General features: G+C 38.2%; 15 protein-coding genes and 2 pseudogenes. 8 read left to right on the top strand and 9 right to left on the bottom strand.

Annotation, left to right across the window (positions count from 1 at the left end; all coding sequences use genetic code 11):
- Positions 1-32: 32 nt before the first annotated feature.
- On the top strand, positions 33-839 hold the full coding sequence (locus tag A4V03_RS04135; RefSeq protein WP_044155111.1) for a metallophosphoesterase: 807 nt from the start codon (positions 33-35) through the stop codon (positions 837-839).
- A 203-nt stretch (positions 840-1,042) separates the two neighbouring features.
- On the opposite strand, the gene A4V03_RS04130 is transcribed toward A4V03_RS04135, so the two are convergent.
- The 5 genes from A4V03_RS04130 to A4V03_RS04110 are packed head-to-tail and all read right to left on the bottom strand — an operon-like array spanning position 1,043 to position 8,701.
- Complete coding sequence (locus A4V03_RS04130; protein WP_007665834.1) at positions 1,043-1,894, bottom strand: DUF7281 domain-containing protein; 852 nt, start codon at positions 1,892-1,894, stop codon at positions 1,043-1,045.
- 11 nt (positions 1,895-1,905) lie between these two features.
- Positions 1,906-5,556 (bottom strand): ATP-binding protein, encoded by a 3,651-nt coding sequence (locus tag A4V03_RS04125; protein WP_065540279.1) that lies wholly within the window; start codon positions 5,554-5,556, stop codon positions 1,906-1,908.
- Positions 5,540-6,097: a condensin complex protein MksE gene (locus A4V03_RS04120; protein ID WP_007665836.1), complete on the bottom strand. Its 558-nt coding sequence runs from the start codon at positions 6,095-6,097 to the stop codon at positions 5,540-5,542. The genes A4V03_RS04125 and A4V03_RS04120 overlap by 17 nt, the downstream gene beginning before the upstream one ends.
- Positions 6,087-7,286: a hypothetical protein gene (locus A4V03_RS04115; protein ID WP_084081112.1), complete on the bottom strand. Its 1,200-nt coding sequence runs from the start codon at positions 7,284-7,286 to the stop codon at positions 6,087-6,089. The genes A4V03_RS04120 and A4V03_RS04115 overlap by 11 nt, the downstream gene beginning before the upstream one ends.
- 26 nt (positions 7,287-7,312) lie before the next feature.
- Entirely contained in the window at positions 7,313-8,701 is a 1,389-nt protein-coding gene (locus A4V03_RS04110; RefSeq protein ID WP_065538061.1) for an ATP-binding protein, read from the bottom strand.
- Positions 8,702-9,370: 669 nt separating this feature from the next.
- On the opposite strand from A4V03_RS04110, the pseudogene A4V03_RS04100 reads away from it, so the two are divergent.
- Positions 9,371-9,499, top strand: a pseudogene (locus A4V03_RS04100) (YjbQ family protein); the annotation flags it as partial.
- A 30-nt stretch (positions 9,500-9,529) separates the two neighbouring features.
- On the opposite strand, the gene A4V03_RS04095 reads toward A4V03_RS04100, so the two are convergent.
- Together A4V03_RS04095 and A4V03_RS04090 are read right to left on the bottom strand one after the other, a co-directional pair.
- Entirely contained in the window at positions 9,530-10,342 is an 813-nt protein-coding gene (locus A4V03_RS04095; protein WP_065538060.1) for a TrmH family RNA methyltransferase, read from the bottom strand.
- 58 nt (positions 10,343-10,400) lie between these two features.
- Positions 10,401-11,432, bottom strand: a complete 1,032-nt coding sequence (locus A4V03_RS04090; RefSeq protein WP_065540278.1) for an alcohol dehydrogenase — start codon at positions 11,430-11,432, stop codon at positions 10,401-10,403.
- A 319-nt stretch (positions 11,433-11,751) separates the two neighbouring features.
- Here A4V03_RS04090 and A4V03_RS04085 point away from each other — a divergent pair.
- From A4V03_RS04085 to A4V03_RS04070, 4 genes and pseudogenes are all read left to right on the top strand, one after another.
- Positions 11,752-12,632, top strand: a pseudogene (locus A4V03_RS04085) (DEAD/DEAH box helicase); the annotation flags it as partial.
- Positions 12,633-12,808: 176 nt separating this feature from the next.
- Positions 12,809-15,640, top strand: coding sequence for a type I restriction endonuclease subunit R (locus A4V03_RS04080; RefSeq protein WP_065540277.1), 2,832 nt, complete (start codon positions 12,809-12,811; stop codon positions 15,638-15,640).
- Between the two features lie 15 nt (positions 15,641-15,655).
- On the top strand, positions 15,656-17,197 hold the full coding sequence (locus A4V03_RS04075) for a type I restriction-modification system subunit M (protein ID WP_065538059.1): 1,542 nt from the start codon (positions 15,656-15,658) through the stop codon (positions 17,195-17,197).
- Between the two features lie 51 nt (positions 17,198-17,248).
- The gene (locus A4V03_RS04070; RefSeq protein ID WP_236588673.1) at positions 17,249-18,442 is read left to right on the top strand and encodes a restriction endonuclease subunit S; all 1,194 of its coding nucleotides are present in this window, start codon (positions 17,249-17,251) and stop codon (positions 18,440-18,442) included.
- On the opposite strand, the gene A4V03_RS04065 is transcribed toward A4V03_RS04070, so the two are convergent.
- Positions 18,435-19,049, bottom strand: coding sequence for a restriction endonuclease subunit S (locus A4V03_RS04065; RefSeq protein ID WP_141243560.1), 615 nt, complete (start codon positions 19,047-19,049; stop codon positions 18,435-18,437). The genes A4V03_RS04070 and A4V03_RS04065 overlap by 8 nt on opposite strands.
- A 131-nt stretch (positions 19,050-19,180) precedes the next feature.
- Between A4V03_RS04065 and A4V03_RS04060 the strand changes: the two genes are divergently transcribed.
- Both A4V03_RS04060 and A4V03_RS04055 read left to right on the top strand, forming a co-directional pair.
- On the top strand, positions 19,181-20,284 hold the full coding sequence (locus A4V03_RS04060; RefSeq protein WP_065538058.1) for an AAA family ATPase: 1,104 nt from the start codon (positions 19,181-19,183) through the stop codon (positions 20,282-20,284).
- On the top strand, positions 20,244-21,068 hold the full coding sequence (locus A4V03_RS04055) for a hypothetical protein (RefSeq protein ID WP_157447984.1): 825 nt from the start codon (positions 20,244-20,246) through the stop codon (positions 21,066-21,068). Before A4V03_RS04060 ends, A4V03_RS04055 begins: the two co-directional genes overlap by 41 nt.
- 36 nt (positions 21,069-21,104) lie before the next feature.
- On the opposite strand, the gene A4V03_RS04050 is transcribed toward A4V03_RS04055, so the two are convergent.
- On the bottom strand, positions 21,105-22,391 hold the full coding sequence (locus A4V03_RS04050) for a Fic family protein (RefSeq protein WP_065538056.1): 1,287 nt from the start codon (positions 22,389-22,391) through the stop codon (positions 21,105-21,107).
- Positions 22,392-22,521: the final 130 nt, after the last annotated feature.

The raw sequence follows: 22,521 nt of genomic DNA, 5'->3' as shown, positions 1-22,521 counted from the left end.
CTATCTATAAACACTATTAACAGGAACATAAGATAAACCATAACGGCATATTCTCACTATCTTTTCCCGAAGCCAAGACAATTATTGTCTCTGGTGATATTCATGGAGACTTTAATCAGTTGGTGTTCAAACTCTGCATCCAATATCAGCTTACGGACACCTTGCTAATTGTAGCCGGGGATTGTGGCTTTGGCTTCGAAAAGAAAGAGTACTATGAACAGATGGTTAGACGAAATGTCAAGCGAATGAACCAAGCCAACAATTGGATTGTGTTTGTGCGAGGTAATCATGATAATCCAGCTTATTTCGATGGAGCAATGTTCAACTTCAAACGCTTCATCGCTATTCCAGATTATACTATTCTACAAGCCTGTAATCATACCATCCTTTGTGTTGGTGGAGCTATCTCTATTGACCGTATCTATCGCATAAATGAATGGGATAAACGCAAATACCGTGTTCATTCAAATGAACCACAAGAAAATGATATTTCTCGCAATTTATATTGGCAGAACAAAGCTCCTATTTACGATTCTGATAAGCTGAATACCATCCGTGCAAACTTCTTGATTGATACAGTTGTCACACATACCGCACCTTCATATTGCGAACTATTCTCAAAAAGCAATCTTAACCAATGGGCTGAGAACGATCCTTCATTAATTGAGGATATACAATTTGAACGAAAAGCGATGGATATGCTTCTAAACCATCTCAAAACCAACAATCATCCGATAAATCATTGGTATTATGGGCATTTTCATCAAAGTTGGCATTCTGCTATTGATGGAATACTATATCAGATGCTCGATATTATGGAATTCTGTCAAATATATTGATTTATACCATTTCGGGTATAATAATGATGCAATAGACAGAATTATACCCGATAGAATATAATAGTTGTTACCTGAATATAAGTGTTCCTATTAGGGCATACAAATATTTTCCATAGTGGACAACGGAAGCAATTACATTTTTTCAAGCGAATAAATCTGACTTATTACACTTTTTAAAACGAATAAAAGATGAGGGAGCAATATCAATATTCAAACATAATATATCCTTCTTGGTCATAACCTTTTCGTTCATGATGGATACGATCTATCAACTGCTGCAAATCACTCTCATCTGACTTAATGTCCTTAAAACGACAATACTGTTCATCGTATCTTTTTCCGGAACCGGACTTCAAACGAGAGTCAATATCGGAAGGAATTAGAAATGAAGAACGTTCCGCTCCTAAATATTGTTGAAATTCAAAGAGAAATATGCCAATACCTGCTAAATCAAAATCACCGAAATGAAGATAATGATTGGGAATAGTACATAGCCATCTTCTAAGATCTGTTGATTGTGGGTAGCGGGACACAAAGAGTGCTTTTTTCGGAAGCTTATGCGCTTGAAGATATTTTTCGAAAAATACTCTTTGATTGCGAATCATTCTGAAATTTTCCATATTCTCGATACCTATCACTACTACGTCTTTAGGTATTGTGAACGTCTCCCATTCTGCGACAAAAACAAAACTCCCTTTTTGTGGTTTTACCATAAAAGGTTCTCCGTTAAGCCTACACCCAATAGGCTCATAGCTGTTTACAGGGAATCCTGGGCAGGAACGAACCATAACAAGTTTGGAGTTACCTGTTTCTGTCGCCATAGAAGCGCGTGAATCTGAGATATTTACTTCGAGAATGCGATAGTTTTCATCCTTATCGATCAGAAATCTTTTTAAAGCTTCAGTATCACGGGCACGATATGATTTTCTTGAGCCGTGGGAGGTAACTAATAGCATACCCTCGGTCAATAGTTCATCCCGTAACTTACTGCTTAGTTTTGAACCTGTGACTTGTTCACCTGCTATCAATGCTTGTATAGACGCACTTATTGCCATATTGTATCCGACTATTTTATTCGTTTCAATAATTTTTCCACTCTCGTCTTCACTCCATACTTACTCAGAAGATAGGTATAACGATAGTCGTAAGGATTATAGGATGTGGGGGAACTATTGATGAGATAGATATTGCGTAAATTGGCAAATTGGAGAATACCTTTGATATTGTTAGGATGCAAGCGTCCTATCTCATCCATCATGCAATGTACAATGAAATCACCACTCTTTCGGGCTGCCTTTTTCTTAAAGACGTTGATGAGCATGATATTGACCATTGCCTTCACAAGAATGTCCGTACCATCTGACCCTACATTATTAATACGCTCGACCCAGTTCGTGTCGTTATCGTTTTCCTTTACTCGAAATTGTAAGCGGAATGCGTCACTCAATGATACAGATGAACGATTCGGTTCGTTCTGCAACTGATGAGATAAACTCTTCAGATAATCCACGACCTTGAGGTTCACTTCATCCCGATTATTGCTTGAGAAAAGATTAAGTTCACCGATAGAGAGCGCATTTTCTACGGTATAATCATGAATGGATATAAGCAGTTGCATGAGCTTGTCTGAGGATTCATTCGCTCTTAGCTCAATGCTCTTGATGACTCCAGCAAAGTTCTTTTCTACAAAATCACGATTGATGTCAAGTATCACTCCGTCCACATCCGATCTACGTTTCATCAGCGAACCAATTTCGGTTGAGATACGTCCCAAAATGTCTTTATAATGCTCGCTGGTACGTCGGCGGAACTCATCGATTTTGTTATTGTCCATGAACTCCTGCAAATCAACGGCAATTTGCAGATAATCATTGTCCGTCACAGGCATCGTGTTGAAACGGAAAGTATTTTGAGGCTTGAAGTTGCGATTGAAACTAACCACTATATCTTTAAGTTTGTCGATTGACTCGCGTTTTTGATTGACAGTACCTCTAAGTTGGCTCAGGAGTTGCTGACAATCCAAATGTGTCTCCATTGTCTTGTCATCAGAGAGATAAGTGTCGGGTACCAAATGTTCGTTCTCGACCATTTGATGATAAAAGTTCAACCCCTCTTTTCTGTGCGCCAGCTCCTTGAGGACTATATGCTGACGCTCTTCCATTTCTCTGCATTTTTTCTCGATGCGTGTTCGTTTATCCTCATAACGCTGGCGTATCATAGAGAGTCGTTGCTCGATAGTCTTAATCGTTTTTCTGATTTCCGGCTCCTTGGCAAAAAGGTTTTGTTCAGCGTCGCGATACCTGATAACAATAGAACGTTCCTCTTCAATCCTCGCCAACAATGTCTGCAAATCCTTCAAAGCTTTACGATATTGTTCAAGCAAATCCATATCAACACCTTTGCCTGCAAGTTCTGCTTTCTGTTGTTCATCGAGTTGCTTCTTCTGTACGGCAAACTCCTTATAACGCACGGTCGCTTCCGCATTTTGTGATTCGTTAAAAATGCGCAGTTCCTCATCAAGTGCTTTTGAGGTTTTACCGAATGAGGAGTCAAGGTTTTTAAGTTCTTTTTTATTCCTTGCTTCATTTTTCTCACGGACATCCTTCTCCGATTGCACGTTTAGCAGAGCTTCGTTGAAGGAACGTTCACGGATCTCTTTTTCTTGAGCAATCTGTTCCAGTTCTTCCATCTCCAGCTTATGCCGATGGTTTTGCAGATTTTGTCGTTTGACAGGTATTTGTTCTTCTTCCACCTTTAACAAAGTTACATTCTGCCGAAGCGGATTGAGTTGTGTCGCATATTTTTTTCCGAGTTTCGATATCTCTTCCTCAAGGGTAATAGGCGATTGCATGAGCTGGCGGTTTATTTGCTTCACTTGCTCTTCCAAGTTCTTTTTCTCCAATCTATACTCGTCAGGCGTACGATGCACGGAGGCTATATTGTCTAGGTTCAACCTTATCCCGAACAAGTTGTCAGATGCAACACAAAACTGAGGTTCAAGCCCTTGTGCGTATAGGACCCGTTCTTCGTCAATCACTTTGCCTATCGTGTTTTCCCAGCCTTCCGTATTCTCGCAAAGCCATTTATAAAAAGAGCCGTCTAAATGGGTAAGCAAATTATTAATCTTTGCAATTTGTTCCCTGATTTGTGTCCGGTCGGCTTCAAGCCGTTCCTGCTCACGTTGTGAGGCATGTTTTATTTCAGCCTCTTTCATCTCATACTCGGCGATAATCTGTGTTATCTGGCTTTTTACCGCTATCTGTTGTGCGGTATTCTCTTTCTCTTTCAAATTCAGCTGTTGAAGTTGTTCATCCGTTTGCTTTATTTCATCGGCCATAGGATGCCAATGACGGAGTTCCTTCAACGCACTATCAGCCCTGTTTTGTTCGGTCAACAAGACTTGTAAACGCTCATCAGACTCATGTCGCCAATTGTCGAACGCTTCCATAATCTGATTTCTATTCTTGGAACGGTCTTCTTCTAGTCTCTTACGCTCTATCTGGAGTATGGCTTGTTTTTGATAATATGCCTCTTTTTGAACATTTTCGAATGCTTGACGCGCATTCTCCAGTTTAGCCTTTGCAATGTTGTACTTTTCCTCTATTGAAGCATGCGTTTTCAATAAATCATCCAATAGAGTTTGTTTATTAATCGCTTCTTGCTTGATCGCAGACTCCCGGTCGGAAAGAGAGAGTTTGTCTTCAATGCCAAGAGCATCGAAATCCTTCCTTGCCTGTGCTATTTCTTTCAGTTTGCTTTTCTTGGCGCCAAGTTCTTGATTGAGCGAGTCTTTTTCTTTATCATAGTCAGTTGTAAGTTCTTTCTTACGACTATGTTCCTTTTCTATGGCCGTTTTAACTTCTTCCGCTTCCACTTCCAATAGTGGTATCCGTTGCTCGCTATATGCTACCGCATGATTCATCATATGCCATACATCCGACAATTGTTGGTCGAGCGCGACAATTTTGCGACCTTGTTCGGCAATATTCAATGCCTGTTGGCGCACCGGATAATTGCCGTCACGTGTTTGACGGAACCAGCAATCAATTTCATCATACTCTCGTTCAAAGTTTGAAACAAGTCGTCTGTAGGTTTGTAAATCAATGGGCAAATCTTCATCTGTCATGGATTGTATGATCGTGTTCTTTACAAAGTCTGCATCCAGTTTGGTATTCAGAAATACGTTTTGAATGCTTCGCGGGATATTCTGATAATGCGAACTCTGAACTAAAGAATAACGTGCGTATTTATGGTCATGTGTATTGCCGAAGATAATATCTTTGAACATCACACCGGATTCTATTCTTGCAGAAACCCCTACATTCTTGTCTATACGTTCACGAATCTTCACCCAATCACTCAACACCTGCTTGTCTTCGGTAATGAACCATTCACGTTGATAGGGTGCATCTATAAATCGCCATGAAGCACGTCCTTGGTATCTGCTGACCAATATGGTATATGCGCCATTATCACGCATCACCTCATAAAGTATATACGAATTTGACTGGCGAAAATAGAATTCATCAAACGACTTCTGTCCCTGTTGAATACCTAAACGGTGTTTGTCGGCATTATAGAAAAACAGCAATGCCCTCAACACAGTACTTTTGCCCACACCTTGTGTTCCTGTAAAATGTACATTGCCATCCACGGAAATCTCAGCATAAGGGATATTAGCACTATTAATAAAAATAATCTTATTCAGGTACTTCATCTTCATTAACTATTTGAATGATTTCCACTAATTCTTCAACATAGCGAAATGCCGAAGTAATCTTATAAGTCTCGTCTTGTTCGCTAATACACTCGGCAAAACCCATATTCTGCATCTCTTGAAGCAGTTTGTTTACAATCTCAATATTAGACCCTGCACCGTACTTCTTGAATAGATGATTAGCCTTTTCTTTTAGTTCTATATCCAGACTAATCTGTTCTATCAAATGACTTTTACGGAACTGATATCCGGCTGTAAATGATTGGTTATAGCATTTCAAAAAGTCCAGATAGTCAAGCCATTTTGAAAAGCTTTCCAATTTCTGTTCTATGGTTTGCTTACTTTCTCCTTTTCGCGAAAAATAGAAGAAACCATTGCCGCATTCCAATTGCAGACCAATTTCCTTGAAGTAATCAGTATAATCCTCCATATTCTCCTCGATATCTTCATACAAATGGCGGATGGAGGTATCTGTGCTGTCCACCGAAAGAAACTCTCCTCGGCTCAACCGTTCGTATATTCTTTGAGTATTATTTCGCATAAATTATGGGATATTCGATGTCTTGATAAATTGCATATTCTCCTGTCATCCTGCATTCGTCAGAATGTAGGATAACCAATTGGCAAAAGAGAGTTACTAGGTCTTCCATCGTACATTTTACTTTATAGTCATACCTCAAAATGAACTTAAACAGATCATAGCTTGAGGCTAAGAACGCATTCCATACTTCCGTGGAATCCACCTCCTCCAGTTGTTGGATATGCTCTTGTAAATCTTCCTCTGTCAAAGGTTCGGCTTCTGCTCTTGTTGTTTTCTGTATTCCGTTGCGTTCAGCCATTCGTCTCAATAACTTTACGACCTGCTCATTTTCCCGTAGCATCTCCAAAGACAAACGTGTCTTGTTGTATTGGCGGGATTCCGTCCAAAGAGGACTTCTCTCTTCCAATACCTGCATAAGGTTCGTATCCGTCTTAATAAGTAACTGATCTTGCAGATATTTCAACTTTCGTATCTTTTTATAAAGTTGATTCTGCTGGTCTATCTGGTTGATGTAGAAAATAATCTGTCGGTCAATCTCCATGAGTGCATGATAAGCTTCCACAAAATCATGTTTCACATCGCTACAGGTCTTGGCCATGTGCGGATCATTGGCCATAATGAAGAAAGCATGCTCGTTGTCCATCAACTTTTCACATTCACGTATCATGACACGGATGCTATGGCTCTTCTCATCCAGATTCTGTAGTTTCTTCTTCTTGATAATATAGTTGGGTTCCTGCTTATAAGCATTATCCATGTTACGTTTCAAATCCACCACATTCTTCAACGTTCTGAATCCAGTCTTCTTTAAAAGTTGCCGTACATTGTCTTGATATCCGGCTTTGCGATTGACATTAGTCTCTTGCAGAAAATATCCAATATGTTCTTTTAAAGTGTTGATACATTCCTGCACACTCAATACGCTAATCTCCTCGTTTACATTCAGCACCTCCTCGAAGAAGTTCAGATAGTCACTTTCAATTTCAAGCGTATTGCCTGTCTCCACCAATACGCCATAGTCAACCAACTTTCTCAATCTGGTTTCATTCCCTCCGACAAGATCTATAGCAAGTCCCAACGGAAACTTTATTAGTTTACGTTTCTCAAACATCTCACTCAGCAAACCTTGCTCACGCGAGAGTGTTTTGGTCAGTTCTTCTATGCTTCTGAAATGTGTCAGAATATCCATATTTCAAAATTCTATAATTAATGCCATCAAACTGTCAATAAACTCAAATCAACATCGGGAATGATAACATCCGTAAGCTTATCTTCAACAAGGAATCCCATATACAACGGAATGGTAAGTATATCTCCCTCACGTCCTACATTATATTGCCCCAACTTGATTGCATTCTTGACATGATACACCTCCTTGTTCTTCAGAACCGTAGTCATACTTTTTGCCTTTCCCGACTTTGCCTTGACTTCAAGAATAACGCATTCTCCTTTGAATCTCACCAAGAAGTCCAGTTCAAGCCCGCTATCCTTATGGAAGTAGTATAGTTTTTGCCCGGACTTGCATAAGAAATCAGCCATCAGATTCTCAAAAATAGCCCCCTTGTATCCAAGAAGATTACCCTTCAAAATATCTGCCTGTGTTCCATAATCGAGCATTGCCATTAAAACACCTATGTCAGTGGTATATACCTTGAAACACTCTTTGACGGAATTGCCTTCTAAAGGCAGTTCTGTAATCTGCGTGTTATAGCATCTACGGACTATCTCGGCATCCTCCAACCATTGGATGCTACCGATGTATTGCGAAGCCCTTCCACCCTTCTTGACGATGGAATATTGAAATTTCTTGTTCTCTTTGGCTAATTGTTTCGGAATGGATTCAAAACATTCACGAATGTTAGGCTTGTCCGCATCATCCGCATATTTAACCATATCCTCTTCGTATTCGGCAATAAGATTGCGTTGCGCCTTATAGATAAGTTCGATATTCTTGGTTTCAAGGAAGCAGTTTACCACTTCTGGCAGACCTCCGACAATGATATATCTATACAGCAACTCCATCATTGCCTTGTGAATTCCATCAGGAACAGCCTTTTCGTGCTCAAAGCATGATTTGACAGCATCAATGACCACCTCACCAATTCCATTTGCCCATAAAAATTCCTCAAAGTCCAACGGATACATATCGATCACAGTTTCATATCCGACAGGAACAGAATCTTGTCCTTCCTCTTCGTTTTTCTTCCTGCTTTTGCCGTAGCCTTTCACGCCCAAAAGAGAACCTGTAGCAATAATATCGAAACGCCCGTCTATATGGAATGACTTTAAGGCTGTCCTTGCTTCCTTACACTCCTGAATCTCATCAAGGATAATGCAGGTTTTCCCCTCAATGAAACGACTGCCTTGAATCAAAGCAGAGAGGTTGAGAATAATGGTATCGACATCTATATTACCCGTAAAAGCGGATTTCTTATCTGGTTCAAGGATAAAGTTCATATAGACAACACTCTCATAATTCTCTCTTGCGAACTTCTGGACAATATACGTTTTTCCGCATTGGCGGATACCTTTTATCACAAGGGGCTTTCTGTCCTCAGACTCTTTCCATTTAGCTAAATATGTTTCTACTTTCCTTTTAAGCATGGCGCAATCTTATTCTTCCAATGGCAAAGTTACACTTTTTTCAGCGAATAACCATCAAACCTATACATTTTTTCAAGCGAATAAATCACATATGTCCACATTTATTCAAGCCAATCACATATTTTCACACAAAAAACTATCGCAACCCACAGAAATTCCAAGAAAACCACTACCTTTGCATTCAACAAACGTTCTGTAACATACCTGCGGAAATGCCCTATCACTCAACACCTTGTATCTGATAGCGGACATTCTACAAAAGGGCTGAAAAGAGGCGGTACAACACGTATATGCAAAGCGGTGAAATCCAACGGTTTGCATTTGTTCCTACATTCTGTGTATTTGTCAAAACAGAAGTTGTACCGATTAAAATGAATAGTTACTGATAATCAGTGATGTAAATATGCTGCATCGGAAAATAGACATAATCAGTTTATTATCAAAATATCATACAACAATCACCGCAAATCATTGGCTATAATTAAGTTAGAGTATTTTCTCTTGCTTTCTTTTATTCGCCGTGTTTTCTGTGCATTTACAGATATTTTCAAATGTTTTTTCCCCCGTTTGTCCCCGAAAGGTCATGCGATGGTCAAATTCTTGTCCCTCCATGCAATTTGACTTCCGATGCATATAATTCGCCCAAATGTTACTTTAGCATGTAGCTTAATGCCAGCTCATGCAAAAAGTTCAATTATAGGCACATCGATTACAGTCCCCATCACAAATGGAAAGCTGAATCTCGGAACTTGGCAAGGCATCTACCTCTGTGAATTCCGGGATCATGGTGGCAATTGACGAATCGTGGCAACTATCAGCGGAGAATAGCTACTTGATGGATTGTGGAACACGAAGTTGCCAGAAAGCAACAGCCGCCGCTGCAGCCACATTAAGCGAATCAACACCATGTGCCATAGGGATACGGACTACGTAGTCAGCCTCAGCAATCGTATCGTGCGAAAGTCCGTCCCCTTCGTTGCCCACTATGATAGCCAATTTTGATTCATCCGCTAAGACAGGATTATCAATGGAAATAGAGTTATCCGTAAGCGCCATAGCAGCCGTGCGAAACCCTAAATTCTTCAGTTCAGAGAGAGAACCATCCATCCAAGTCCATGGTACAAAGAAAACACTTCCCATAGATACCCTGACTGCACGACGGTTTAACGGGTCGCAAGAGGTGTGCGTCAGCAATACGGCATCAATTCCAAGAGCGGCTGCCGAACGGAAAATAGCACCGATATTGGTTGCATCAACAACACTGTCGATTACCACAATACGCCGGGCTTCTTGACATACTTCTTCCATACTTCGTGGCGTGGGACGACGCATGGCACAGAGAACACCACGTGTCAAGACATAGCCGGTCAGCGTAGCAAGCAATTCCCTGCCACCGGTATAAACAGGTACGTTAGCACAACGCTCGATGATTTCGGCAGCATCACCGATAATATGTTTACGCTCACACAAAATAGCCAAAGGTTCATAACCGGAATCCAAAGCTCTTTTAATAACCTTCGGACTTTCCACAATAAAAATGCCCTTGTCGGGTTCGGTGCGGTTACGTAACTGAGTTTCAGTCAGAGTACTGAACACTTCAACTCCGGGATGGGATAAAGATGATATTTCGATAACAGGCATATTATTGCTTATAACTTTCAATTAGACATACAATCGCTTCATTCATCATAGCGGTTCATTAGTAAATGGCTACCTTAATGACTCCGTCCAACTTATTTTCAAATATACGGTAGGCTTCCTCAATCTCGTTCAACGGAAATCTATGTGTAATAAGAGGAGTAGTATCTATTCTGCCCTCCTCAATCAGATTAAGAATCTCGGCACAATCACAGCCGTCCACTCCGCCAGTTTTGAAAATCAAGTTCTTGCCATACATATCAGGCAAAGGAAGTAGCTGAGGCACGCCATAGAGAGCTACAATAGTCACAATAGCATTGGGACGGGCACATTCCCACGCCAGGCGGAAAGTATCTTCACTGCCAGCCACCTCTAATACAACATCAGCACCCCCATGTTCACTGTTTTGAATCACAAAATCCTTGCAGTTTTCAGGTTCCACTACCAATACATCAGGATAATGTTCACGCACAAACTGGATTCTTTCAGGTGACTTTTCACAGACAATAATACGTTGTGGTTTCTTCAGCATCACACACAATAAAGTGCAGATTCCGGTAGGACCGGCACCAATAACAAGCACAGTATCATCCTCGGAAATCTCCGAGATACGGGTTGCCCAAAAGCCTGTCGCAAGCACATCGCCCACAAACAAAGCCTGTTCGTCACTGACTGTATCAGGAATACGGTTCAGTCCCTGGTCAGCATAAGGAACTCTGACATATTCTGCCTGACCGCCGTCAATGCGGCAACCCAAAGCCCAACCGCCATTTGGGTCGGTACAGTTGTTGACATATCCCCGCTTGCAAAAGAAACACTCCCCGCAGAAAGTTTCGACATTCACAGTTACCCTATCTCCGGGCCTGACTGAGGTGACATCAGCCCCTATCTCTTCTACGACACCCACCATCTCATGTCCGACTGTCGTTCCGGGTACAGCACGCGGCACACTGCCATGTTTGATATGAAGGTCACTAGTACAAATACTGCCAAGAGTCACTCGCACGATTGCATCCCGTGAATCTATTATTCCCGGTTTCGGCTTCTCCTGTAATTCAAATTTCCCGTGTTCAACGTATGTGTATGTAAGCATAATATCTTCTTTGTTAATTAACAGTTCCATTTCATTGCAAAGATAATGATTTCATCAGTAAAACATAGGCCTTATATCACGTTCGGCTATATGAAACGAAATCTCACCCTACCCGGCAGCAATAAACAGCCTGATAAAGTAGTTTTGCATTTTTTTCATTTCTATTTTGGGTATTCAAGAAATTACTCTTATTTTTATCTGCGAAATAACCGATAAATAATAAGAACACAAACCGGATCCTACCAATTATCAAATAGCCACTCCAAGAAGAATCTTATCAAACATCGAGACACTATCCATTTTAGAGCGATTTAGAAAATTAGAAAAGGAACTAGCCAACAAAGATGCAGCGGAAATGGCTAATAAATGGCTGATGCATCGATGAAGTATCTGAAAAATAAGTTATTCCGTACTTATGGCAATAATCATGACAAATCAGCCTTTACTTTAGAAGACTTGAAAGATAATTGGCGGGAAGTACAGAAAGAGTATCCGATTTATACTAAGCACTACATTTTCATCAGTAAGTAGCCTGCATCGGGATGCCGTATATGATTATCTGATTATGGATGAAGCTTCACAGGTTTCGGTAGAAACAGGAGCTTTGGCATTATCATGCGCTAAAAATGCAATCATTGTCGGAGACACCATGCAGCTCCCCAATGTAGTCACGGAAGAAGATAAGGAAAAAGTTGGACTTTATCGCTAACGCATGTCTGATTAAGGCTGAATATGATTGTGCCCGTATGAGTTTCCTACAATCTGTCTGCAAAGTGATTCCGAATGTACCACAGACTTTATTACGGGAGCATTATCGGTGCCACCCTAAAATCATCAACTTCTGCAATCAGAAATTTTATGGCGGGAATCTTGTTATCATGACACGTGATAAAGGAGAAAAGGACGTAATCCGTACCATAAGAACCGCCAAAGGCAACCATTCCCGCAACCATCTGAATCAATGGGAGAAGACATTCTGCAAGAGAACATCAATATGCGTCATTTGAATATCATTTGCCATTTACCTCTTTATATGTTGATTCAGGACACAAATTTGGGACAAGGCAGGCGGAACGTGATGTTAAGAAGGATCATATATTGGAGTTGTATGGTATTCCGTTGGTGAGATTGTCTACTATTGGCAGTAATGAGAAGAAAGTTGTTGTAGATAAGTTAAGTGAAGTATTACATTTACAATAATGAATCATTAGAATATTGAATTAGCAATTCAATATTACAAATAAATGTTTTACGACACAAATTAGTAGAAAAGCAAGATATTAAAACCTTTTTTCTTTTTCTGTACTAAAAAAATTGTAACTTTGAACCCTTTTATCCTTAATCTATTAGATTATGGACTAAAAATGCGACAATATATGGTTACTCAAAGTGAACAAGTATTAGAAAACGGATTAATAAAAACCTTACAGGAAATGAATTATGAATACATTTCTATTAAGGAAGAAGAAAATCTGTATGCTAATTTTAAAAAGCAACTTGAAAAGCACAATAAAAAAGAACTCGCCCTACATAAAAGAGAACATTTTACAGATAAAGAGTTTGATAAGATTTGTATTTATCTAGAAGGCGGAACACGCTTTGAGAAAGCCAAAAAACTCCGTGACCTATATCCTCTCGAGACAGAAGACGGGGAACGTATTTGGGTCGAATTCTTAAATAAGAGCAAGTGGTGTCAAAATGAATTCCAAGTATCCAATCAAATAACGATAGAAGGGAGAAAAAAATGTCGTTATGATGTAACTATCTTAATTAATGGATTACCACTAGTACAGATAGAACTAAAGAAACGAGGAGTTGAATTAAAAGAAGCATATAACCAAATTCAACGTTATCATAAAACTTCATTTCATGGACTATTTGATTATGTACAATTATTTATCATTTCCAATGGCGTAAACACACGTTATTTTGCCAATAATCCTAATGGTGGTTATAAGTTTACTTTCAATTGGACAGATGCCGAAAATATACCGTTCAATGATTTAAGTAAATTTGCTTATTTCTTTTTCGATCAATGCAATCTAGGGAAAATGATAAGCAAATACATTGTATTACATGAGGGCGACAAATGCCTGATGGTACTTCGTCCTTATCAATTTTATGCAGTAGAGCGTATATTAGAACGGGTACAAAATTCTAATAAAAATGGCTACATATGGCATACTACAGGTGCAGGGAAAACATTAACATCATTCAAGGCTGCCCAATTAGTTTCAGAACTTGATGGCATTGATAAAGTCATGTTTGTTGTCGATCGACATGACCTGGACACACAGACCCAATCAGAATACGAAGCATTTGAACCGGGTGCTGTTGATGGAACAGACAACACCTATGAACTTATCAAACGGTTAAGTGGAAATTCTAAAATAATAATTACTACTATTCAGAAATTAAATTGTGCCATTACAAAAGATTATTATAACAAACATCTTCAAGAAGTACGCCACCAAAAAGTAGTGATGATTTTCGACGAATGTCATCGTAGCCATTTTGGTGACTGCCATAAAAATATTGTCAAGTTTTTCAGTAATCTTCAAATTTTCGGATTCACAGGTACTCCTATATTTGTAGAAAACGCCAAACAAGATCATACTACAAAAGAAATATTTAGTGACTGCCTTCATCGCTATCTCATCAAAGATGCCATTGCTGATGAAAATGTACTCGGATTTCTGGTTGAATACTATAAAGGAAAGGATGAAACTGGCATCGATTATATGAATGAAGCCCGCATGAAAGAAATTGCTAAATTCATTCTTACGAATTTCAATAAATCAACAGTAAATAGAGAATTCAACGCACTGTTCGCAATCCAGTCTGTTCCTATGCTATTGCAATATTACAAAATATTCAAAGAACTCAATCCTAAAATAAAGATTGGAGCAGTGTTTACTTACGCCGCTAACAGTAGTCAAGATGACGGACAAACAGGAATGAACCAAGGTTATGCCAACGAAAAAGTCACAGCAGATGAACTACAAGCTATTATGAATGACTACAACAATACGTTCGGTACATCTTTTACAACTGATAATTTTAGTGCCTATTATGATGATATAAACCTACGCATGAAGAAAAAAAAGAAAGATATGGAACCTTTGGATTTACTTCTTGTCGTGGGCATGTTTCTCACTGGTTTTGATGCTAAAAAATTGAACACCCTATACGTTGACAAAAACCTGGAATATCATGGATTACTACAAGCCTTTAGCCGGACTAACCGCATATTGAACGAAAAGAAACGTTTCGGGAAAATCGTATGCTTCCGTGATTTAAAAAGTAACGTAGACGCTGCTATAAAATTATTTAGTAATAATAATCCAGCAGATACTATTCTACGTGAACCTTTTCCTGTAGTAAAAGAAAAGTTCAATGAGCTATCTTTGAAGTTTAAAGAAAAATATCCAGATGTACAAAGTATCGACAGGTTACAAAGCGAATATGAAAAAAGAGATTTTGTATTAGCTTTCCGTGAAATTATAAAAAAACGAGCAGAGATGCAAATCTATGAAGATTTTGAACCTGATGATAAAGAACTCATTCTATCAGAACAAGAATTCATGGATTTTCGAAGCAAATATTTGGATATTACCACCGGTGTTATCAATCCCAATCCCGATGATAAGAAAAATACAGGAGACACAGATGTGCCTCCCTATGGAGAAGATAAAAGAACTCTAGACGATATTGACTTCTGCTTAGAGCTGCTTCACAGCGATGTAATAAATGTAGCTTATATTCTAACGCTTATCAATGACTTGGATCCTTCAAGTAATGATTATCAAGAAAGACGCCAGCAGATATTAGATACTATGATAAAAGATGCTGTCATGCGTAATAAAGCAAAACTTATAGATGGATTTATCCGTCAGAATATAGATAATGATAAAGATGGATTTAGCAAATCCAAAGCAGATGGTTCAATTGATCTGGAAAGCAGACTTGCGAACTATGTCAGCCAACAACGCAATAATGCTATTCAAGACTTGGCGGCGGAAGAAGATATTGACAAAGAAGCTCTCATCAAATTTTTGAATGAATACGATTTCTTACAAAAAGAAAAAACAGAAATACTTCAGGAAGCCATCAAAAAGAAAAGAATAGGATTAAAAGCGCGTCGAACGCTCCTAAAAAGGGTAATGGGCAAACTACATTCAATAATAGAATTGTTTAACTGGGAATAAAATTATATTAAACATATGAGCGAAGAACTACAACAAAAATTGCGCAGTCAATTATGGACTGTAGCCAATACATTAAGAGGAAACATGTCTGCCAGTGATTTTATGTATTTCACATTAGGCTTTATTTTCTACAAATATCTATCCGAAAAAATAGAACTTTACGCCAATGAAATATTGGAAGAAGATCATATAACTTTCAAAGAAGTATGGAATGGCAAAGACGAAGAATTAAAACAGGATGTAAAAGAAGAATGTATTCAGAATCTTGGTTATTTTATAGAACCAGAGTATCTTTACTCCACCATTATAGAATTAATCAGTAAGAAAGAGAATATCCTACCGTCCTTAGAACGTTCCCTCAAGAAAATAGAAGATTCTACTATTGGACAAGATAGTGAAGATGATTTTGGCGGTTTATTTTCTGATCTAGATTTAGCTTCACCTAAATTAGGCAAAACTGCTGACGACAAGAACAAGTTAATTAGCGATGTATTGATCGCCTTAAATGGTATTGACTTTGGATTGCAAGAAGCCGGAGATATAGATATTTTAGGAGATGCTTATGAATACATGATAAGTCAATTCGCTGCCGGAGCAGGAAAGAAAGCAGGAGAGTTCTATACCCCGCAAGAGGTCAGTCAAATCTTAGCTGAGATTGTAATAACAGGTAAAGTGCGATTAAAAGATGTATTCGATCCGACCTGTGGTAGCGGTTCTCTACTTCTTCGTACCGCTAAAAGTGGTAAAGCCGATTCTATCTTCGGACAAGAAAAGAATCCTACAACATTCAATCTATGCAGAATGAACATGCTTCTCCATGGTGTTAAATATAATGACTTTGACATCCAAAATGGAGACACATTAGAAGCAGATGCTTTTGGAGACAGACAATTTGATGCTGTAGTTGCCAATCCACCTTTTTCCGCAGATTGGACTGCGGCAGATAAATTCAACAACGACGACCGTTTTAGTAAAGCTGGAGTACTAGCTCCAAAATCTAAAGCAGATTATGCCTTTATCCTCCACATGATTTATCACCTTAATGATGGTGGAACAATGGCTTGCGTAGCACCGCATGGAGTATTATTCCGTGGAGCTTCCGAAGGAAAAATCCGTCAATTTCTAATTGAAAAGAAAAATTATATTGATGCTATTATTGGACTACCTGCGAATATTTTCTATGGTACTAGTATTCCTACTTGTATCCTAGTAATAAAAAAATGCCGAAAAGAAGATGATAACATCCTTTTTATAGATGCCAGTAAAGAGTTTGAAAAAGTAAAAACACAGAATAAATTACGCCCTGACCATATCAAAAAAATAATCGATACATATCGCGAAAGAAAAGAGATAGAAAAATATAGTCATTGTGCAACTTTACAGGAAATAAAAGAGAATGATTATAATTTGAATATTCCCCGTTATGTGGATACTTTTGAAGAGGAAGAAGAAATAGACATTCATGCTGTTATGGCCGAAATTAAAGAGTTAGAAGCCAAACGAGCAGAATTAGATAAACAAATTGATGTTTATTTAAAAGAGCTCGGCTTAATTTAATTTTGACACTCACAAATCCTTAATGTTATTTTCTACAAAAAAGAAATGATTATGGCAAATAATAGCAATAAAAATAAATGTAATGTTCCCCATTTGAGATTTCCGGAGTTTACGGAAGAGTGGAAGAAAATAAGATTGGATAGTTTCACAGAACGTGTAATGCGTAAAAACAAAAACAACCTGTCCAAACTGCCCCTTACCATTTCAGCTCAATATGGTTTAGTAGACCAAATTACATTCTTTAATAAGGTTGTGGCGAGTACTGATATGTCAAACTACTACCTGTTGAAAAAAGGAGAATTTGCATACAATAAAAGTTATTCTTCTGACTATCCATGGGGTGCTATAAAGAGATTGGATAATTATGAACAAGGGGCCTTATCATCTCTTTACATATGTTTTGCTCCAAAAGATAATGTAGAAACAGACTTCATTTTGCAATATTTTGAATCTCCTAAATGGCATAAAGGTGTTTCTGAGATAGCCGTAGAGGGTGCTCGAAATCACGGACTCCTTAATATATCTGTTCAAGACTTCTTTCACACACATCATTATATGCCAAAGGACAAAAAAGAACAAGCCAAGATAGCAAAATTATTAATGTTTCTTGATGAACGCATCGCCACCCAAAACAAAATCATTGAGGACTTGAAAAAATTAAAGTCTGCGATTATTGAAAAACTCTACTCCGACATAAAAGGCAGAGAGTATTCATACAGGCAAATTTTTGAAATTGTCAACGAGCGAAATAAGCAACTTGAATATTTAAACATCCTTTCGGCTAGCCAAGAAAAAGGAATGGTAAATAGAGAAGATTTGAACTTGGATATTCAATTTGAGCGTAGTAATATCAACACCTACAAAATTGTGAAAGAAGGCGACTATGTAATTCATTTGCGCTCATTTCAAGGTGGTTTTGCTTTTTCGGATAAGCATGGTGTGTGTAGTCCTGCATATACAATATTGCGTCCAAATGATTTGTTAGAGTTTAGGTACCTGTCATATTATTTCACTTCGCAAAGATTTATCAAGTCGCTGATTGTTGTCACTTACGGCATCCGAGATGGGCGTTCTATAAATGTTGAAGAATGGCTTGATATGAAAACTATAATTCCATCAAAAGAGCGACAACATCACATAGTGGAAACTATTAGAAATATTGAGAATAAAATAGAAAATGAAGAAAAGTATGCTTCCTGCTTGTCAAACCAGAAGCAATACTTGCTCCATCATTTGTTTATATAAACATTTGACGGAGCAAATACTTCTTTTGTTTAGTGTATAAACCATAGAGTAATAGATTGCTTTCCAATAGAGTATCTAACGATGTGAGCAGTTTTACACCATTATCCTTAGCTGGTGCGTCGGGAATTGAAAACGACATACGAAGTATATCATCTCCGTTCAGGTTGGCTATTGCCCCATTACCGCCTTGCAATGAGTTCCCAATGTACCTACGGTATTTGCTTGTCTGAAATAACCATTTCACAATAGGTTCTTTTGAACGATATATACCGCAAAAAGCACCAACAGTTATAGGTATTGAGCAATTACCATCGTAAAAAGAAGATTTTCCAACTAATGAAGAACTTCCGTTTGCCATACAAATAATAATATCACCATCTTGCAACTGTTGTTCTGTTAGTATTTGCTTGTTTACAGACACAATATTATGCTGGTAATCAAGCGAACTACCGTTGATAATATTGTTAGACCGCATAACGAAAACACCATCTTGCTCAACAACGTCATCGTTGCTATAAGTTAATCCACGAATATATGAGCCAATATCACCCAAACGTATCTTATTGGAATGGGGTTCATTAAATATTTTTTCAATAATCGCAGACATTCAGAACCATTTATCCCTAATTTTTGTTCATTTAAGCGATTTAACTACTTATTCGATTAAACTACCGTAAAAAAATTACGGAACAATCGAAATAATACGTATCTTTGTAATTGAATCAAATTGAAATAAATATGCTAACAAAATTTGCAGTAACAAATTATAGAGGATTCGCCAATCGTATTGAGTGGGATTTATCCAATCCTGCCAATTATGAGTTTAACAAATCTGTGATAAAAGATGGGGTCATAAAGAATGGCATCATATATGGTCCTAACGGATCCGGTAAGACGAATTTTAGTTTAGCGATTTTCGACATAGAGAACCATTTATCCCCAAAATGGAAAAAAATAGATTACTATGTAAATTTCATATATGCAGGTAACAATAACGGAGTCGTTAAATTCGAATACACATTCAGATTTGACAATGATACAATAGATTACATTTATGCAAAAAATGCTGTCGGAGTATTGGTGGAGGAAAGTCTTTTTGTAAATAAGATGAATATCTTTGAACGAAAAGCTAACTCATTTCGTATTGACAAGCAGCAATTCCCTATGGACGAAAGTATAGAAAAGAACCTTGAGAATAATGCCAATAATGTGTCCGTAATCAACTTCCTCCTTACATCTTATCCGCTCAATTCAGAACATTATTTAATCAAGCTCAATAGGTTTGTCAATACTATGCTTTGGTTCAGGAATCTTGATGTTCGTGAGTTTATCGGCCTTGAAACAAATGCAACAATGTTGGATGAATTTATCATCACAAACAACCTACTTGATGATTTCTCAGACTTTCTACAAAAAGTGAGTGGCCAGACTTTCCTGTTTGTTGCACACAATACCACGGATAAGCAGATTTTTTGCCAAATAGATAAAAATAAAGTTCCATTCAGAATAGTAGCATCAACAGGTACACAATCGTTACAATTATTATATTTTTGGCTGAAACGCATGGATAAAGCCTCGTTTGTCTTTATAGATGAGTTTGATGCTTTCTATCATTTCCGATTGGCTTTTGAAGTATGCAAGCGATTGTTTGCATTAGATTGTCAGATTTTCACTTCGTCACATAATACATATCTGATGACGAATGACCTTTTGCGCCCAGACTGCAATTTCATTCTAAACAATAACAAAATCAAGTGTTTGGCAGATTGTACAGACAAAGAATTGCGTTTTGGTCACAACATTGAAAAAATCTATCGAGCAGGAGCTTTCTATGATGAATAAGGAAAAAACGCTTTTTATCTTTGAAGGAGCTAAAACTGAGGATAAGCTTGTCGAAAAATTAGAATGTAATTTTTTAGGAGCTAGACATGCCATAAAATGCGTATTTGATGCGGAGATATACCAATTGTATCGTACTATTAAAGAAGAAAAAGGATTTTCAATAGATATCGTTTCATTGTTAAAGGAACGTACTGTCGAAAATGCCGAAACTCTAAAAGATTATAATCGGGACAGTTTTGCCTACATATATTTGTTTTTTGATTATGATGCCCACTCCACATTGGCTGATGACAATAAGATAAAAGAAATGCTTTCTTTTTTCAATGATGAAACAGAGGAGGGAATGCTTTACATCAGTTATCCAATGGTTGAAGCCATACGACATTTTAAGAATTTGGAAAGTTTCAAATCATTGACAGTAAAATGCAAACGAAGGAATTGTCCATACAAAGACGAATGTCATGACAAGGACGAATGCTTGAAAGAGCCTCATTACAAGATTGTTGCTACTATAGATAGCAAGCCACAATTGTCAAATATAAACTCATACACGAAAACAGTCTGGCAAGAACTGATTACAGCCCACTTATGCAAGGCTAATAATCTTGTCAATAATACTTTTGCTTTACCTGCTACTTTGATATCGCAGGAAGTGATTTTTTCAAAGCAATTTGAAAAGCACATTTGCCATAAATGTCCCGAAGTTGCGGTATTAAGCGCATTCCCTCTTTATGTGCTGGATTATTTTGGATGTGTAAGAACGATTGAGATGTTAAATTCTTAATACAAGTGAATTAAGAATTATAATGTGTCTGACATTTCAGTTCATCCTTAAATAGGAACAATACTTGGCAAGCAGGTTCTCTAATGGAAGGTCGCCTTTTTCAAATCGCTCTGCATCAAGTGGCAAAATTCTTTCGCATACTTGTAACTTACCCTTGTAGAGGGCTTTGATGTATTGATTTCCATTTTGCTGTTCGATGCTGATTTCAGAGAAAAAGGCAGTGATGTCTTCCGGGTCATATATAATGGAATAGCTCGGTCGTTTGGCTCCGGGAATATCTTCTCGAAGAATATCCTTATCCACGAGGTCTTGAATATCCCGTATGGCTGTGTCTTTGGAACATTTGGCCAAGGATGCCCAAGTTTTGGAAGTTATCTTTGCTTCATAGCCATCAAGGAACAAGTTCAGCATATCGGTCTGTCTTTGGCTAAGTGGTACAGAAGAAGCCTTTTGCCAAAAGAAACTTTTGTTCAAGATGGTACTGACGATATTTTCCGCTTCGTCAAGTGCAACCGACAACATACTTGCATACCAGTATATCCATTCTGTAATGTCGCCATCGCCGTGTTGAGCCTTTTCCAAAATGTCGTAATAGTGGTTTTTATCTTGATTTATTTGCGAGGAAATATTATAAAATCTGAACTCGCTCTTATCAGCACGAGCCAACAACATATCAGAAAGTATGCGAGCCAAGCGTCCGTTACCATCTTCAAACGGATGAATGCTGACAAACCAGAAATGTGCAATGGCTGACCGTATAACCGAATTTATATTTTCTTTCCCATTGAACCAATCAAGAAAATGAGCCATTTCTTCGTCCACACGTTCCGGTGAGGGAGCAATATAATGTATTTTCTCACGACCGAACATCCCGGAAACTATATGTTCCTCGTTTGTACGATATTGTCCAACTTCAATCTGCGAACCCTCGCTGAAACCTGTCGGGAAGAATGCTGTTTGCCATGCACAAATTTTCTCTTTCGTCAATAACTGGTCATAATGATTTACTGCATCAAGCATGACTGCCACAACAGAATCTATGTAGTGCGATGATGCCGTCTGTTTGACATTTTCTATACCCAATTTTCGAGCAATGGATGAACGTACTTCATCTACATTCAATCGTATTCCTTCTATTTCTGACGAATAAACTACGTCATACGTCAGATTCTCCGCCATCGCTTTTAATTTGCTATCAAAGCCAAGTGAAGCAAGTCTGCCATACAACAAGCCCTGTTTACGGTTCACTTCTTCAAGAAGTGCCGTTAGTTCAGTCGCATTCCAACGGAATGCAGTCCAATTGTCTCTTTCGTGTATATACATATCTGGAACATATCTGATGCGTCATTAAGCAATCAATAACATCGCAATATTTGCGACAAATATACTCGATTATTGTCGTATCACCAAGAGAAGCCATATAATGTTGCAAAAAATGCGATGATTTTCCCTA

Origin of the sequence: Bacteroides caecimuris (assembly GCF_001688725.2) — a bacterium.
In the GTDB taxonomy this organism is placed as follows: Bacteria; Bacteroidota; Bacteroidia; order Bacteroidales; family Bacteroidaceae; genus Bacteroides; species Bacteroides caecimuris.
This window is presented reverse-complemented; position numbering and strand designations above follow the sequence as displayed.

Coding starts and splice junctions, on each gene's coding strand:
- A4V03_RS04090 (WP_065540278.1), bottom strand. CDS start 11,432: ATGCTTACATACACATACGTTGAACACGGGAAATTTGAATTACAGGAG.
- A4V03_RS04065 (WP_141243560.1), bottom strand. CDS start 19,049: ATGTCTGCGATTATTGAAAAAATATTTAATGAACCCCATTCCAATAAG.
- A4V03_RS04080 (WP_065540277.1), top strand. CDS start 12,809: ATGGTTACTCAAAGTGAACAAGTATTAGAAAACGGATTAATAAAAACC.
- A4V03_RS04095 (WP_065538060.1), bottom strand. CDS start 10,342: ATGCCTGTTATCGAAATATCATCTTTATCCCATCCCGGAGTTGAAGTG.
- A4V03_RS04070 (WP_236588673.1), top strand. CDS start 17,249: ATGGCAAATAATAGCAATAAAAATAAATGTAATGTTCCCCATTTGAGA.
- A4V03_RS04120 (WP_007665836.1), bottom strand. CDS start 6,097: ATGCGAAATAATACTCAAAGAATATACGAACGGTTGAGCCGAGGAGAG.
- A4V03_RS04115 (WP_084081112.1), bottom strand. CDS start 7,286: ATGGATATTCTGACACATTTCAGAAGCATAGAAGAACTGACCAAAACA.
- A4V03_RS04050 (WP_065538056.1), bottom strand. CDS start 22,391: ATGTATATACACGAAAGAGACAATTGGACTGCATTCCGTTGGAATGCG.
- A4V03_RS04125 (WP_065540279.1), bottom strand. CDS start 5,556: ATGAAGTACCTGAATAAGATTATTTTTATTAATAGTGCTAATATCCCT.
- A4V03_RS04110 (WP_065538061.1), bottom strand. CDS start 8,701: ATGCTTAAAAGGAAAGTAGAAACATATTTAGCTAAATGGAAAGAGTCT.
- A4V03_RS04130 (WP_007665834.1), bottom strand. CDS start 1,894: ATGGCAATAAGTGCGTCTATACAAGCATTGATAGCAGGTGAACAAGTC.
- A4V03_RS04060 (WP_065538058.1), top strand. CDS start 19,181: ATGCTAACAAAATTTGCAGTAACAAATTATAGAGGATTCGCCAATCGT.
- A4V03_RS04075 (WP_065538059.1), top strand. CDS start 15,656: ATGAGCGAAGAACTACAACAAAAATTGCGCAGTCAATTATGGACTGTA.